The sequence below is a fragment of the Salipiger marinus genome (assembly GCF_035481585.1).
GTDB lineage: Bacteria > Pseudomonadota > Alphaproteobacteria > Rhodobacterales > Rhodobacteraceae > Salipiger > Salipiger marinus.
Genome location: NZ_JAYKSL010000030.1, coordinates 1 through 12,986, shown reverse-complemented (window position 1 = coordinate 12,986; position 12,986 = coordinate 1). Strand labels below are relative to the sequence as shown.

Sequence of the window (12,986 nt, the reverse complement as noted above, 5' to 3'; positions counted from 1 at the left end):
CTTACCCCTTGTTGCCCTCGGCAACGCGTTCCTTCATCAGATGCGACGGGCGGAAGGTCAGCACCCGGCGCGGCTGGATCGGGACTTCTTCGCCGGTCTTGGGATTGCGCCCGACCCGTGCCGCCTTGTCACGCACCGAGAAGGTGCCGAAGGACGAAATCTTGACCTGCTCGCCCCGCACCAGCGCGTCGGACATGTGCTGCAGCACCGCCTCGACCAATTCGGCGCTTTCGTTGCGCGACAGGCCCACCTCGCGGAAGACGGCTTCGCTCAGATCCATGCGCGTGAGTGTCTTGTCGCTCATCTGCTACCTCCCGGTTTGGGGGCAGCATAGGCAGCTGGCAATTTGCGTGTCAAGTTCACGCACTTGTGCAATGCGCCGCAACAGCCGGATTTTGCCGGGAATTTGCGCTACCAGCGCAGGACGACCGCGCCCCAGGCCAGTCCGCCGCCAATCGCCTCGGTCACGACCAGATCGCCACGGGTGATCTTGCCCGCGTGTTTTCCGACCGACAGCGCCATCGGAATGGAGGCGGCGGAGGTGTTGCCATGGTCCTGAACGGTGACGATGACCTGCTCCATCGGCAGGCCCAGCTTCTTGGCGGTGCCGGTGATGATGCGGATATTGGCCTGATGCGGCACGACCCAGTCCACGTCCTCTGCGGTGAGCCCGGCCTTGTCCAGCGCGGCGGTGGCGGTGGAGGCGAGCTTTTCGACGGCATGGCGGAAGATTTCCTTCCCCTCCATGCGCAGATGGCCGATGGAATTGGTGCTGACGCCGCCATCGACATAGAGCAGGTCGCGGAACTGGCCGTCGGAATGCAGGTCGGTGGACAGGATGCCGCGATCGGTGCTGTCGCCGGTGCCTTCGCCCGCTTCTAGGATCAGCGCGCCCGCGCCGTCTCCGAAAAGCACGCAGGTGGACCGGTCGGTCCAGTCCATGATGCGGGAAAACGTCTCTGCCCCGATGACCATGACGCGGCGCACCTGACCGGAGATGATCAGCGCATTGGCGGTGGTCAGCGCATAGACAAAGCCCGCACAGACCGCCTGCACGTCGAAGGCAAAGCCGCCGGTCATTCCCACCCGGGCCTGCACCATGGTGGCGGCAGAGGGGAAGGTCAGATCCGGGGTGGAGGTGGCAACAATCAGCGCATCAAGGTCGGACGGCTCAAGCCCCGCATCCTTCAGCGCGGCGCGGGCGGCATGGGTGGCGAGAATCGAGGTGGTTTCCTCGGGGGCGGCGAAGTGGCGCCGCTCGATTCCCGACCGCGTGCGAATCCATTCATCCGAGGTTTCGAGGGTTTTCTCGAACTCCGCGTTGGGAACGATCCGTTCGGGCAGATAATGCCCGATGCCCGCCACCTGCGCCCGTATCGTCATGAATTTGTTCCGTCTTTCCTGCTCTGCGGATCCTGCGGCTCTGCCGCTGCCTCGACGCTGGATGCGGCCGAGGCGATGCGGGCGGCGAGTCTGTCGCCGAACCCCGTCAGGGCAAGGTCATAGGCCAGTTCGACGGCGGCGGCCACTCCTGTGGCATCGGCGGCGCCGTGGGATTTCACCACCGTGCCGTTCAGCCCGAGGAAAACCCCGCCATTCTTGCGGCGCGGGTCGATCCGCGCCTGCAGCCGTTTGAGCGAGGTCAGCGCCAGCAGCGAGGCCAGCCGCGACAGCGGCGAATAGGCGAAGGCCTCGCGCAGCAGCGCTCCGATCAGCGAGGCGGTGCCTTCGCCGGTCTTGAGCGCGATATTGCCGGTAAAGCCGTCGGTCACGATCACGTCGCAGCGGCTGCCGGGAATGTCGCCGCCTTCGCAGAAGCCGACAAATTCGAAGCCGCCCGCCTCGGCATGGGCGGTGATCATCTCGTGGGCGGCCTTCAGTTCGGCGCGGCCCTTGTGTTCTTCGGTGCCGACATTCAGCAGCCCGACACGGGGCCGGGTCAGCGCCAGCGCGTTGCGGGCGTAAGAGGCGCCCATCATCGCATATTTCAGCAGATCCTCGGCATCGGCGCGGATGTCCGCGCCCACATCGAGCATCACGTTGAACCCCTGCGGATTGCGCGAGGGCCAGAGCACGGCGATGGCAGGGCGGTTGACGCCCGGCAGCTTGCGCAGCCGCACCATCGACAGCAGCATCAGCGCGCCGGTATTCCCGCAGGATACCGCCACGGTGGCTTCGCCGTTGCGCACCGAATCGAGCGTGGACCACATGGATGTGTCCTGCCCGTTGCGCATCACGTGGCTGGGTTTGTCCTGCATGGACACCACGCCCGTGGCGTTGCGAATGTCACATTGCGCGGCAAGACCCCTGTGGCGGTCCACCATGGGGCGCAGATCGGCTTCGGGGCCGTGCAGCAGGATGCGGACATCCCGATGCTTCCGGGCGAAGAGCGCGAGGCCGGCAACAATGGCTGCCGGCCCGCGATCGCCACCCATGGCATCGATGGAGAGGACCAGAGGCCCGTCCGCCTGCGATTTGTCCTGAGCGGAAGTCATGCGGCGTAAGGGCCTTCGACAGCTTATGCCGCGTCTTCGTCCAGCTCGATCTCGTCGGTCACGGCGACGACCTGACGGTCGGCGTAATGACCGCAGGACGGGCAGACGTGATGCGGGCGCTTCAGCTCGCCGCAGTTACCGCATTCGTTGGGATTGGCCGCGACCAGCGCGTCATGCGCGCGACGGTTGTTGCGGCGCGACTTGGATACTTTGTTCTGTTGGACAGCCATGTCTCAACCTCGATCTTTCGCGTGTGAGGGCAATTTCGTCTGCCCGTTCCGTTCGGGCGTGCCCGGCCTCATAGTCTCAAGGCATGGGCGATAGCAACCCGGAATTCCGATGAAGGCGCGAAAATAGGTATTTCGTGACAAACCGCAAGTGGATTCGCGCGCCTGTGCTCAGCTGTCTTTGTCATTTCCTCCGGAAAGACGGTCTTTCAGCCCTTCGAGCGCGGCAAAAGGATTGGGTCTTTCCTCTTCTTCCGGCAGCCCTGCAGGCTCTGCGGCCTCGGCCAGTGCTGCTTCGGCGGCGGGGCTGCGCGGATAGACCGGCAGGGCCAGAGACAGCGCCTCGGTCAGCACCGAGGTCAGATCCAGCACGTCGGGCAGGGGATCTTCTTCCTCCTCGGGCACCTCCACCTCGGTTCCGGCATCAAGCCGCGGCATGTCCTGCGCGGGGCGGAAGCGGCGCTCCACCGGCTCGTCGATGCGGGTGGTCACCGGATCCAGCGTCACCACGCAGGCCTGCACTACGGTGGCGCCCAGCTCGGCCACCAGCCGCCAGCTGCCGCCATCGCCGGGGATGAGTTCGCCCGCAAGGCGCGCCTTGCGCAGGGCAAGCAGCCCCAGCCGGTCGGCAAGGGCGCGGCGCGCCGGTTCGTCTGGGCGCAGATCAAAGGGCGTGGGGGCATCTCGGCGCAGGGCCGTGAGGCGCAGCCGCCCCGAGGAGTTTCCGCCGCTGGTCATGGGCATCGCTTTCCTTGGCTTGAACGGGTTGGCTCGGTTGTGTAATCCGGGATAGAAGGCCCGAAGGGTCAAGACAAGGGGCGGGGACGCAGTCCATGGCGAGACGGGTGAGAATCACGCTGCTGGCGGCAGTGGCCGCAGTGGGGCTGACAGCCTGTGCGGCGCAGTATCGCAGTCACGGCTATGTCCCGCGCGAGGACGAGCTGCAGCAGATCGTGCCCGGTGTCGACACCCGCACCACGGTCGAAGAGCTGGTCGGCGTGCCGACCGCCTCTGGCGTGACCGATCACGGCAATTTCTATTACATCGAAAGTCAGGTCCGCACCTTTGCATGGCAGGCGCCCGAGGTGGTGAACCGCACCGTGCTGGCCATCACCTTCGACGAGGCGGGCGTGGTCGAGAACATCACCCGCTACGGGCTGGAAGATGGCGCCGTGGTGCCGCTGTCGCGGCGCATCACCCGCACCGCGGATGGCGAGCTTGGCTTCATCCGCAGGCTCTTCGGCAATGTGGGTCGCCTGAATGTGGGCGATCTTCTCAGCGACAACTGACGTCATGACGCGCGGCCCCGGGCAGGATCACACCGCCACGGGGGAGGCGGTTCTGGCGCGCGGACGCTATGTGGTGCGTCTGGCGCAGGGGCCACAGGATCTGCGCGCGGCGCAGGATCTGCGCGGGCTCGCCTTCTTTGGTCCGGGCGGGCGGCGCGACGAAGACGGGTTTGACGCCGCCTGTTCCCATATGCTCATCGAAGAGACGGGCGGGCGGCTGGTCGCCTGTTTCCGCTTCCTGTGGATCGATGCGGCGCGGGGGCCCGGGCAGAGCTATGCCGGGCAGTATTATGATCTGGCCCGGCTGGAGGGGTTTGGCGGCCCGATGCTGGAGCTGGGGCGGTTCTGCATCCATCCCGACCTGACCGATCCCGACATTCTGCGGCTGGCATGGGGCGCGATCACCGGGCTGGTGGATGCGCGGGGCGGGCGGATGCTGTTCGGCTGCGCCAGTTTCGCGGGCACCGATCCCGCCCGCTACGCCGAGGCCTTTGCCTATCTGCGCGCCCGCCATGCCGCGCCGGAGCGCTGGCGGGTCGGGGAAAAGGCGCCCGAGGTGATCCGCTTTGACCCCGAGGTTCCGGCGGGGGATGCGCGGGCGGCGCTGCGGCTGATTCCGCCGCTGCTGCGCACCTATCTGTCCATGGGCGGCTGGGTCAGCGATCACGCGGTGATCGACCGGCAGATGAACACGCTGCATGTCTTTACCGGCGTGGAAACTGCGGCGATCCCGGCGGCCCGGGCCCGCGCGCTGCGGGCGATCGCGGGCTGAAGGGGGCTCTGCCCCCGCCCCTGCGGGGCTCCCCCGGAGTTTAAGGGCAAGATGAAAGGGCAGGGCGTGGCGGTCTTTATCGGATCGGAGATTTATCGCGGCTCGCGCTATGGCGCGGTGCATCCGCTGTCGATCGAGCGGGTGCCTGCGGTGATCGACCTGTGCAGGGCGCTGGACTGGCTGCCGCGCGAGGTCTGGCGCACCAGCCCGCGCGCCAAGCCCGCCGCCCTGCGCGACTGGCATGGCGCGGAGTATGTGGCAGCACTGGAGGCGGCGGAGCGCGCGGGCGAGGTGTCGGCGGAGGTGCGGGAGCGCCACGGGCTGGGCACCCATTCGAATCCGGTCTTTCCCGAGATGTTCCGCCGTCCGGCCACGGCGGTGGGGGGCGGGCTGCTGGCGGCGGAACTGGTGGCGCGCGACGGCGGCGTGGTGTTCAATCCCGGCGGCGGCACCCATCACGCGCTGCCCGACCGCGCCAGCGGCTTCTGTTTTCTCAATGAACCGGTGCTGACCATCCGCCATCTGCTGCGGCTGGGGCTGCGCCGCGTCGCCTATGTGGATATCGACGCGCATCATGGCGACGGGGTGGAGCTGGGCTTTGCCGGGTCGGAGCAGGTGCGGGTGATTTCGGTGCATGAGGCGCGGCGCTGGCCCTTCACCGGCGCGCTGGAGGAGGCGGCGGGCGGGGCGTCCTTCAACCTGCCGGTGCCTGCGGGGTTCAATGACAGCGAATTTGCGCTGGTGCTGGAGGAGATGATCCTGCCCGCGGTGGCGGCCTTCCGGCCTGACGCGATCTTCCTGCAATGCGGCGCCGATGCGGTCAGCGAGGATCCGCTGGCGCGGCTGACGCTGTCGAACCTGTCGCACCGGCGGGCGGTGCGGGCGCTGCGCGGGCTTGCGCCGCGGCTGATCGTGTCAGGCGGGGGCGGTTACAATCCGTGGACGGTGGCGCGGCTCTGGTCGCTGGTCTGGGCGGAACTGTCGGGGCAGGAGGTGCCGGAGCATCTGCCGCAGGCAGCCCAGGCGGTGCTGCGCCGTCAGGTCTGGGCGCGGCGCGGGCAACCCGGCGAGGTGCTGCTGACCACGCTGGCCGATGCCCCGCGCGAAGGCCCGATCCGCGACGAGATCCGCCGTGACGTGGCCGTGCTGCGGCAGCGCATCTGAGCTGACATCTGATCTGGGGGAAAGGATGGAGCGGGTAGCGGGAATCGAACCCGCGCCAAGAGCTTGGGAAGCTCGTGTGATACCATTTCACCATACCCGCGTCTGGCGCTGAAATAGCGGCAGGGCGCCGCTGTTGCAAGATGAAAAATCGCCGCGCGGGCGGGGGCGTGCACGGCTCTGTGATGGGGCGTGGGCTTGCCGCTGGCGCGGTTCTGGCAAAGGTGTTGCGCCATGAACCATGTGATCCTCCCCACCCGCCGCGCCTTTCTGCTGGGCGCCTCTGCCTGTCTTGCCACGCCTGCGCTGGCGCAGGCCCGGCCTTGGGCCGCGCGGGCGCAAGGCCTGTCGCAGCTGCATGCGCTGGTGCTGCGGCAGGGCGGGCAGGAGATCTTTGCCGAGGCCTATCGCGGGCCGGGGCTGGACCGCATCACCAATGTCAAATCCGTGTCCAAGACGCTGGTGGCGCTGCTGACCGGCATCGCCATCGACCGGGGCGATCTGCCCGGGGTGGAGGCGAAGGTGCTGCCGCTGCTGGGGCGGGATCCGCGCGGCGACAGTCTGGATGATCTGACCGTGGGGCATCTGCTGTCGATGCAGACCGGGCTGGTGCGCACCTCTGGGGCGAGCTACGGCGCGTGGGTGTCGAGCCGCGACTGGCTCGCCACCGCGCTGGAGCCGGAGCCGGGGGCGGAACCCGGCGGGCGGTTCATCTATTCCACCGGCGGCTGGCATGTGCTGGGCGCGGTGCTGGCGGAAGCCACCGGCCTGAGCCTGCTGGATCAGGCACGCGCCCGGCTGGGGGCGCCTTTGGGTGTGGATTTTGCGCCTTGGGTGCGCGATCCGCAGGGGCGCTATCTGGGCGGCAATGACATGGGGCTGAGCCCGCGCGGCCTGTCGCGCATCGGGCAGATGGCGCTGCAGGGCGGGCGCTGGGACGGCGCACAGGTGGTGCCGGAGTCATGGCTTGACACCTCGTGGCAGGCGCGGGCGCGCTCGCCGTTTTCCGGCGACCAGTATGGCTATGGCTGGTTCCTGACCACGCTGGCGGGGGAGTCTGCCGCCTATGCGCGCGGCTATGGCGGGCAGATGCTGGTGGTGGTGCCGGGGCGCGATCTGGTCCTCACCATCACCTCCGACCCGACCTTGCCCGCCCGGTCCGAGGGGCATTTCGGCGATCTGCGCGAGCTTGCCGCGCAGATCGTGGCCGAAGCCTGAGGTCTAGTCCGCCAGCTTCACCAGCGCATGGCGTTTCTTGCCCGCCGACAGCTTGACCGGCTGCGCAAGGGCTGCGGCATCCAGCATCAGCCCGGCATCGGTCAGCGGCGCGTCGTCAAGCCGCGCGCCGTTTTCCACGATCAGCCGCTTGGCCTCCTTGCCGGATTTGGCAAGGCCCGCGCGCACGATCAGCTGCACGATGGACAGGCCCTCGCCCAGTTCCGCCGCCGACAGTTCCACCGTCGGCAGATCGTCGCCCACGCCGCCCTTCTCGAAGACCTCGCGCGCCGTGGCCTCTGCCGCCGCCGCCGCCTCGGCACCATGGCAGAGCGTGGTCACCTCATTGGCGAGCACGATCTTGGCGGCGTTGATGTCCGACCCTTCAAGGGCCGCAAGCTGGTTGCATTCCTCCAGCGGCAGTTCGGTGTAAAGCTTCAGGAAGCGGCCCACATCGGCATCGGTGGTGTTGCGCCAGAACTGCCAGAATTCGTAAGGGCTCAGCATGTCGGCATTGAGCCACATGGCGCCGCCCTGCGATTTGCCCATCTTGCGCCCGTCGCTGGTGGTCAGCAGCGGCGAGGTCAGGCCAAAGATCTGCGCATCCAGCACCCGGCGGGTCAGGTCGATGCCGTTGATGATGTTGCCCCACTGGTCCGATCCGCCCATCTGCAGCACGCAGCCATAGCGGCGGTTCAGTTCAAGGAAATCATAGGCCTGCAGGATCATGTAGTTGAATTCGAGGAAGGACAGCGACTGTTCGCGGTCCAGCCGGGATTTCACCGACTCGAAGGCCAGCATGCGGTTCACCGAGAAATGCCGCCCGATGTCGCGCAGAAATTCCAGATAGTTGAGCCCGTCCAGCCATTCGGCATTGTTGAGCATCAGCGCTTCGGTCGCACCGTCGCCATAGGTCAGGTATTTGGCGAAAACCTGCTTCATGCCGTCGATATTGGCGTCGATCTGGTCGGGCGTCAGCAGCGGGCGCTCGTCGGCGCGGAAGGACGGATCGCCCACCTTGGTGGTGCCGCCGCCCATCAGCGTGATGGGGCGGTGTCCGGTTTTCTGCAGCCAGCGCAGCATCATGATGTTGAGCAGATGGCCCACATGCAGCGATTTTGCCGTGGCGTCATAGCCGATATAGGCGGTGACGACCCCCTGTGACAGCGCCTCGTCAAGGCTCTGGTAATCGGTGCAGTCGGCAAGATAGCCGCGCTCCATCATGACGCGCATGAAGTCCGATTTGGGATGGTAGGTCATCGGGGATCCCCTCTATAGTCCGCCCGTTTCTATAAGGCTGAGGGCGTCGAAGGTGAAGGGCAATCACGGGCACGGATCGAAAAGCGGCGCAGGCCCGGTCTGGGCGCTTGGCTGCATGTCGGGAACCTCGCTTGACGGGGTGGATGCGGCGCTGATCCTGACGGACGGTGCAGAGATCGTGGAGTTCGGGCGCAGCGGCTACCGCCCCTATACCGAGGCGGAGCGCGCGGTGCTGCGCGGCGTGCTGGGCCGCTGGCCGGGCGATCCGGGGCTGGAGGCGGCGCAGGAGGTGATCCAGCGCGCCCATGCCGAACTGCTGCGCGACTTCCCCGAGGCGGAGCTGGTGGGCTTTCACGGCCAGACGCTGGCGCATGATCCCAAGGGGCGCGGCACCCATCAGCTGGGCGATGGCGGGATGCTGGCCGAGGCGCTGGGGCGCCCTGTGGTGTGGGATTTCCGCTCTGCCGATGTGGCGCTGGGGGGCGAGGGCGCGCCGCTGGCGCCGTTTTTCCATTTCGCCTGCGCCCGCCGCATCGGCGCCAGAGATCCCGTGGCCTTTCTGAACCTAGGCGGGGTCGGCAACCTGACATGGATCGACCCGTCGCAACCGGCCCCCGAGGCGGAGGGCGCGCTGCTGGCCTTTGACACCGGCCCCGCCAATGCGCCGATCAACGATCTGATGATGGCGCGGCGCGGGCTCGACTGTGATCGCGACGGGGCGCTCGCCGCCACGGGCCGGGTGGTGGAGGGCGCGCTGGAGCTGTTTCTGGAGGAGACATACTTTCGCCGGATGCCGCCCAAATCGCTGGATCGCGACGATTTTGACCTGATGCTGGATCTGGTGCGCGAACTGTCGGATGCGGATGCCGCCGCCACCATGACCGCCATGGCCGCCGCCGCCGTCATGCAGGGGATGGAACATTGCCCGGTGCCGCCCGCGCGGCTGCTGGTGACGGGGGGCGGGCGGCTCAACCCGGTGATGATGGCGATGCTGCGCGCAGGGCTCGACTGCCCGGTCGAGCCGGTGGAAGCGGTCGGCCTTGATGGCGACATGCTGGAGGCGCAGGCCTTCGGCTATCTCGCGGTGCGGGTTGCGCGCGGCTGGCCCACCTCGGCCCCCGGCACCACCGGGGTTGCCGTGGCGGTGGGGGGCGGGCAGATCGCGCGCCCGGATCAGCCGGCCTGAGCCCCGCTGCCGCTGCGGGGCCGCGCGGCCCGCAGCGCCTCCAGCCTGCGGCGGAAGCGCGGCGCGTTGAAGCGGCGGGTGACATTGACGCAAAGCGCTTCGGCCAGCGTCAGACGGTCCGTCGCTTCCAGATGGGCGAGCAGGCGGCGCAGATAGGGCGGATGGTCGCGCCGCGCCCGCAGCAGCCTTGCAAAACTGGCGCCATCCAGCCGGTCCTCGGCCAGAGCGGTCAGCAGCGGCAGGATCAGATCCAGATCCAGCAGATCGCCCTGCAGCGCGTCGCCCATGAAGGGCAGGCGCAGCCGGGTCACGCCCTGCCGTTCGAAAAGGGCGGCATGCATGGCATCCAGCCGCTCCCGCGGATCAAACAGCACGAAGGCCTGCCGGGCGGCATCCAGCATGTCGGGCGCATAGCCATAGCGCGAGGTGAAATCGAGCCTTCGGCGGTCGGTGAACCGGTCATCCCAGCCGGTGACGCGCGGATCCAGCGTCGCCTGCGGCTGGATCACCAGCACCTGCGCACCGGGGGCTGTCACCGAATAGGCGGCGGCGGCATAGCCGCAGGGGCCCGCGCCGTAAAAGATCACCCGCTCGAAATCGTCAAAGAACCCGTCATCCAGAAGCTGGTCGAAAAAGCCGTAGACCTTGGGGTCGCGGAACCATGTGTCGGAGGTGGCGAGCAGCGCCAGATGCGACCAGCCCCCGGCGGACATGATCTCCCATCCCAGCGGGGTCGCGGTTTCGGAGAGGGCGGCGATGCCGGGCAGGGTCTCGAAGGTGACCAGCAGCGTGTCGCCATCCTCCACGAACACGGCGTGATGGGACGGCCCCAGCGGTTCGTAAAAGCCGTGATCCTCGCCCTTGGCCGCGACCTCGGCCAGCCACTGCGCCGGTGTCAGCCCGGTCAGATCGACCGTGGAAAGATCCGCTCCGTCCTGCATCCTGCCTGACCCTTTGTCCTGCTGCGGCCTTCAGGCCCCCGACGCCGTTCCAGCGCCACATTGTGACACATTGCCCGGGGTTTAAGGCGAAAATATGCACAAAGCGGGGTAATGCTGCGATCCCCGGCGCCGTGCAAACCGGAAAGGGGCTGCCCTCCCATACCGCGCGCCGCGCCAGCCACGGCAGTGGCGTCCAGCGCCTGATCAGCCACCGCTGGCGGTCACGCTTCCCGCAGCCCGGCCCTGATGGTCCCGGAACAGGATTCACTCTGGATTGGTCGTAACAGGCGCCGCGCTTTCGGAATGCGGCTCTGGTGCTGAAATTCTCGCTCCGTCAAGGCATGTCTTTCGCCGGACAGACATGTCCCACGGCCATTGCGGCGGATCTCACCCCGGGTCTGTCTGAAAGAGTTGAGCTCGGCAGCGACGCGCAGCCTTTCGATGTGATCAAGCCCGGCGCGCCAGACCTTGATCCGGCGCGGCATCCAGCGGCCCCAGCAAGCAGCCGGTCGCGCTCCCCGTCTTCGCCCGTCATGGGCGGGCGACAGATCCTATGACACGAGTGCTGCGCCGCAGCGAAGGCGATGACTGCACGTCATGGATCGAAATCGTGGAGATCGCAGAATTTGCGTCGCAACTGGCACGCGGCGTGGAGCCGGTTCGAAGACGGCTGGAGATGGTCCTGTCATCGCTTTGGGCTTGGTACGCCTGCCGCTGCGCTCTTGTCGACCGGCAGCTTCGGGCCGCGTCGCGCCCGTCGCTGCACCGGGTTCGAGCGACCGCTGCTGGTTGGTAAGACTACCTGTTGCTCAGCCGCGTCTGCCGTAGTCTTCTCCGCGGAAAAGGAAAACGGTGATGTTCGTACTGCTATTCATATTTATCGTCTCCTGCGCGGGGCTGCTTGTGGGGCTGCTTGTTCCGGGGCTTCTGGACCTGCTGCTGCTGGCGGTTCCCTGCGTGATTGCCAGCTTGATTCTTCTTCTCAGGGCGCTCTGGAACAGAGGGATCTCGCGGAGCGCGACGAAGCCTTGGATCATTCTTGACGGGTCCAACATCATGCACTGGAAGGGCGCGGGCCCTGACATCGCCGCGGTCAAGGACACCATTCAGTTCCTGAGCGCACAGGGCTATGCACCTGGCGTCGTGTTTGATGCGAATGTCGGATACAAGCTGTCTGATCGCTATCTGGATGGCTTGGCTCTGGCGAAGCTTCTGGGCCTGCGCCGCGACCGGGTGACGGTTGTCGCTAGGGGCACGCCTGCAGACGGGGTCATTCTTGCTGCTGCGCGGGATCATAAGGCCCGGGTCGTGACCAATGATCGCTATCGAGACTGGACTGACCAGCATCCAGAGGTGGCCGAGGACGGCTACCTGGTGAGGGGCGGCTATCGCGCGGGACGACTCTGGTTGAACCTGCCCGACGATCCGCCGCGCTAATGTCAGAAATCCATCTTGGCGACATTCGAAGTGCCAGTTGGCTATCTGACAGCCATGCAAAACGGAGCGCCGACGATTCTCAGCCCAGTCCGCCGGTGTCTGCCGCATGGGTGGGGAGTCGAACGCCAGTCACCTGCAAAGTTCCGGGGTTGAGACGCTGATGCGTCAGGGAGGGCTCCGGGCGGTTCCTGACCTGTGGCAGCCCGCAGTTTGCTGCGCGAGGAACGACCGGCAGCAACCGGCTGCCCGTTGACCGTGCGTCGGGACAATCCGACCCTATTCGCGGGCAGCTCTTCTGACTTGGCCAGGAGGTCATCGAGGCTCCGGTCTGCATCCTTCGCGCTTTTCCCGTAGCTCTTCGGCAGGCGTTGCGGCACCGACTTGCAGAGCTTGAGATGACGCTGGGTTCTCGATGTGACATCGGCAGATGCCCGTCGCGTTCACGAACAGGCGGGCCTTCGAGGCGAACTGCTTGCGGGGATCTTCCTTGACGTGATCGCGGTCCCGTTCGGAGTTGATCCATGCGACGGCCGCCAAGAGGTCGGGGGCGAAGGTGAACTGTGACGTGGCTTCGATGGCTGCCTGAGCGGAAACAGGAGATTCGAGCCGTGTCGCAGTTTGCGTGGCAATCCTCGGCACGAGGCCGTCCTCTGTTCTGGCGGGCGCTTCACTGAGAATTTAGAATCCGAGGGGTCGTGCCTGTTTCAGGCTGGGATCGGCGTCGGTCCTGCCTTTTTTAGAACCTCATGACGGGCCCGCTCTGACAAGTCCGGGTGCAGGCCTGACACTGCCAATTGCCTCCAGGCACGCGCCGTCGCCCAGTCGAGGCGGCGGTCTTCTTCCTGCGAGCCGACCGGATCCATGCGGCTGACCCTACTCTGACGCTCGATGCGGTCGAGTTCGCTGGGCACACCGGAGGTCAGCCAGGCCTTGGCCTGGGCGGGGGTCAGCTTTCCATCAGTGATTGCATCCAGCATCCGGTCGCACTCGTAGTTCAATCTGC

The 12,986-nt window shown here is 66.8% G+C and carries 15 protein-coding genes and 1 tRNA gene; 6 read left to right on the top strand and 10 right to left on the bottom strand.

What is annotated here, in order from left to right; genetic code table 11:
- Position 1: 1 nt before the first annotated feature.
- The 5 genes from ihfA to VK682_RS24285 form a co-directional block, all read right to left on the bottom strand.
- Positions 2-304 (bottom strand): integration host factor subunit alpha, encoded by a 303-nt coding sequence (gene ihfA, locus VK682_RS24305; RefSeq protein ID WP_089851167.1) that lies wholly within the window; start codon positions 302-304, stop codon positions 2-4.
- Between the two features lie 107 nt (positions 305-411).
- Positions 412-1,383: a beta-ketoacyl-ACP synthase III gene (locus VK682_RS24300; protein ID WP_230797948.1), complete on the bottom strand. Its 972-nt coding sequence runs from the start codon at positions 1,381-1,383 to the stop codon at positions 412-414.
- Complete coding sequence (gene plsX / locus VK682_RS24295; RefSeq protein ID WP_089851171.1) at positions 1,380-2,495, bottom strand: phosphate acyltransferase PlsX; 1,116 nt, start codon at positions 2,493-2,495, stop codon at positions 1,380-1,382. The genes VK682_RS24300 and plsX overlap by 4 nt, the downstream gene beginning before the upstream one ends.
- A 23-nt stretch (positions 2,496-2,518) precedes the next feature.
- On the bottom strand, positions 2,519-2,725 hold the full coding sequence (gene rpmF / locus VK682_RS24290) for a 50S ribosomal protein L32 (protein WP_089851174.1): 207 nt from the start codon (positions 2,723-2,725) through the stop codon (positions 2,519-2,521).
- 168 nt (positions 2,726-2,893) lie between these two features.
- Positions 2,894-3,460 carry a YceD family protein gene (locus VK682_RS24285; protein ID WP_230797947.1) on the bottom strand — a complete coding sequence of 189 codons (567 nt, stop codon included), beginning with the start codon at positions 3,458-3,460 and terminating at the stop codon, positions 2,894-2,896.
- A 95-nt stretch (positions 3,461-3,555) separates the two neighbouring features.
- Between VK682_RS24285 and VK682_RS24280 the strand changes: the two genes are divergently transcribed.
- The 3 genes from VK682_RS24280 to VK682_RS24270 are packed head-to-tail and all read left to right on the top strand — an operon-like array spanning position 3,556 to position 5,947.
- Positions 3,556-4,011, top strand: a complete 456-nt coding sequence (locus tag VK682_RS24280) for an outer membrane protein assembly factor BamE (protein ID WP_089851175.1) — start codon at positions 3,556-3,558, stop codon at positions 4,009-4,011.
- Positions 4,012-4,015: 4 nt separating this feature from the next.
- Complete coding sequence (locus tag VK682_RS24275) at positions 4,016-4,783, top strand: GNAT family N-acetyltransferase (RefSeq protein ID WP_089851177.1); 768 nt, start codon at positions 4,016-4,018, stop codon at positions 4,781-4,783.
- A 51-nt stretch (positions 4,784-4,834) separates the two neighbouring features.
- On the top strand, positions 4,835-5,947 hold the full coding sequence (locus VK682_RS24270) for an acetoin utilization protein AcuC (RefSeq protein WP_230797946.1): 1,113 nt from the start codon (positions 4,835-4,837) through the stop codon (positions 5,945-5,947).
- A gap of 26 nt (positions 5,948-5,973) precedes the next feature.
- Here the strand turns inward: VK682_RS24270 and VK682_RS24265 are convergent.
- Positions 5,974-6,047, bottom strand: a tRNA-Gly gene (locus VK682_RS24265).
- A gap of 131 nt (positions 6,048-6,178) precedes the next feature.
- Between VK682_RS24265 and VK682_RS24260 the strand changes: the two genes are divergently transcribed.
- Entirely contained in the window at positions 6,179-7,162 is a 984-nt protein-coding gene (locus tag VK682_RS24260; protein WP_230797945.1) for a serine hydrolase domain-containing protein, read from the top strand.
- Positions 7,163-7,165: 3 nt separating this feature from the next.
- Here VK682_RS24260 and tyrS read toward each other — a convergent pair whose 3' ends face one another.
- Positions 7,166-8,419 carry a tyrosine--tRNA ligase gene (gene tyrS, locus VK682_RS24255; protein WP_230797944.1) on the bottom strand — a complete coding sequence of 418 codons (1,254 nt, stop codon included), beginning with the start codon at positions 8,417-8,419 and terminating at the stop codon, positions 7,166-7,168.
- Between the two features lie 115 nt (positions 8,420-8,534).
- Here tyrS and VK682_RS24250 point away from each other — a divergent pair, with 115 nt between their 5' ends.
- The gene (locus VK682_RS24250) at positions 8,535-9,605 is read left to right on the top strand and encodes an anhydro-N-acetylmuramic acid kinase (protein ID WP_230797965.1); all 1,071 of its coding nucleotides are present in this window, start codon (positions 8,535-8,537) and stop codon (positions 9,603-9,605) included.
- Here VK682_RS24250 and VK682_RS24245 read toward each other — a convergent pair.
- A complete protein-coding gene (locus VK682_RS24245) occupies positions 9,593-10,546 on the bottom strand; it encodes a phosphoadenosine phosphosulfate reductase (RefSeq protein WP_230797943.1) in 954 nt (317 codons plus the stop codon). The two genes, VK682_RS24250 and VK682_RS24245, sit on opposite strands and share 13 nt — an antisense overlap.
- 855 nt (positions 10,547-11,401) lie before the next feature.
- Between VK682_RS24245 and VK682_RS24240 the strand changes: the two genes are divergently transcribed.
- Positions 11,402-11,983 carry an NYN domain-containing protein gene (locus VK682_RS24240; RefSeq protein WP_230797942.1) on the top strand — a complete coding sequence of 194 codons (582 nt, stop codon included), beginning with the start codon at positions 11,402-11,404 and terminating at the stop codon, positions 11,981-11,983.
- A gap of 312 nt (positions 11,984-12,295) precedes the next feature.
- Here the strand turns inward: VK682_RS24240 and VK682_RS24235 are convergent, their stop codons facing one another.
- Both VK682_RS24235 and VK682_RS24230 read right to left on the bottom strand, forming a co-directional pair.
- The gene (locus tag VK682_RS24235) at positions 12,296-12,622 is read right to left on the bottom strand and encodes a hypothetical protein (protein WP_230797941.1); all 327 of its coding nucleotides are present in this window, start codon (positions 12,620-12,622) and stop codon (positions 12,296-12,298) included.
- Between the two features lie 65 nt (positions 12,623-12,687).
- The coding region (locus VK682_RS24230) for a hypothetical protein (RefSeq protein ID WP_324782709.1) at positions 12,688-12,986 on the bottom strand (299 nt) is incomplete at its 5' end.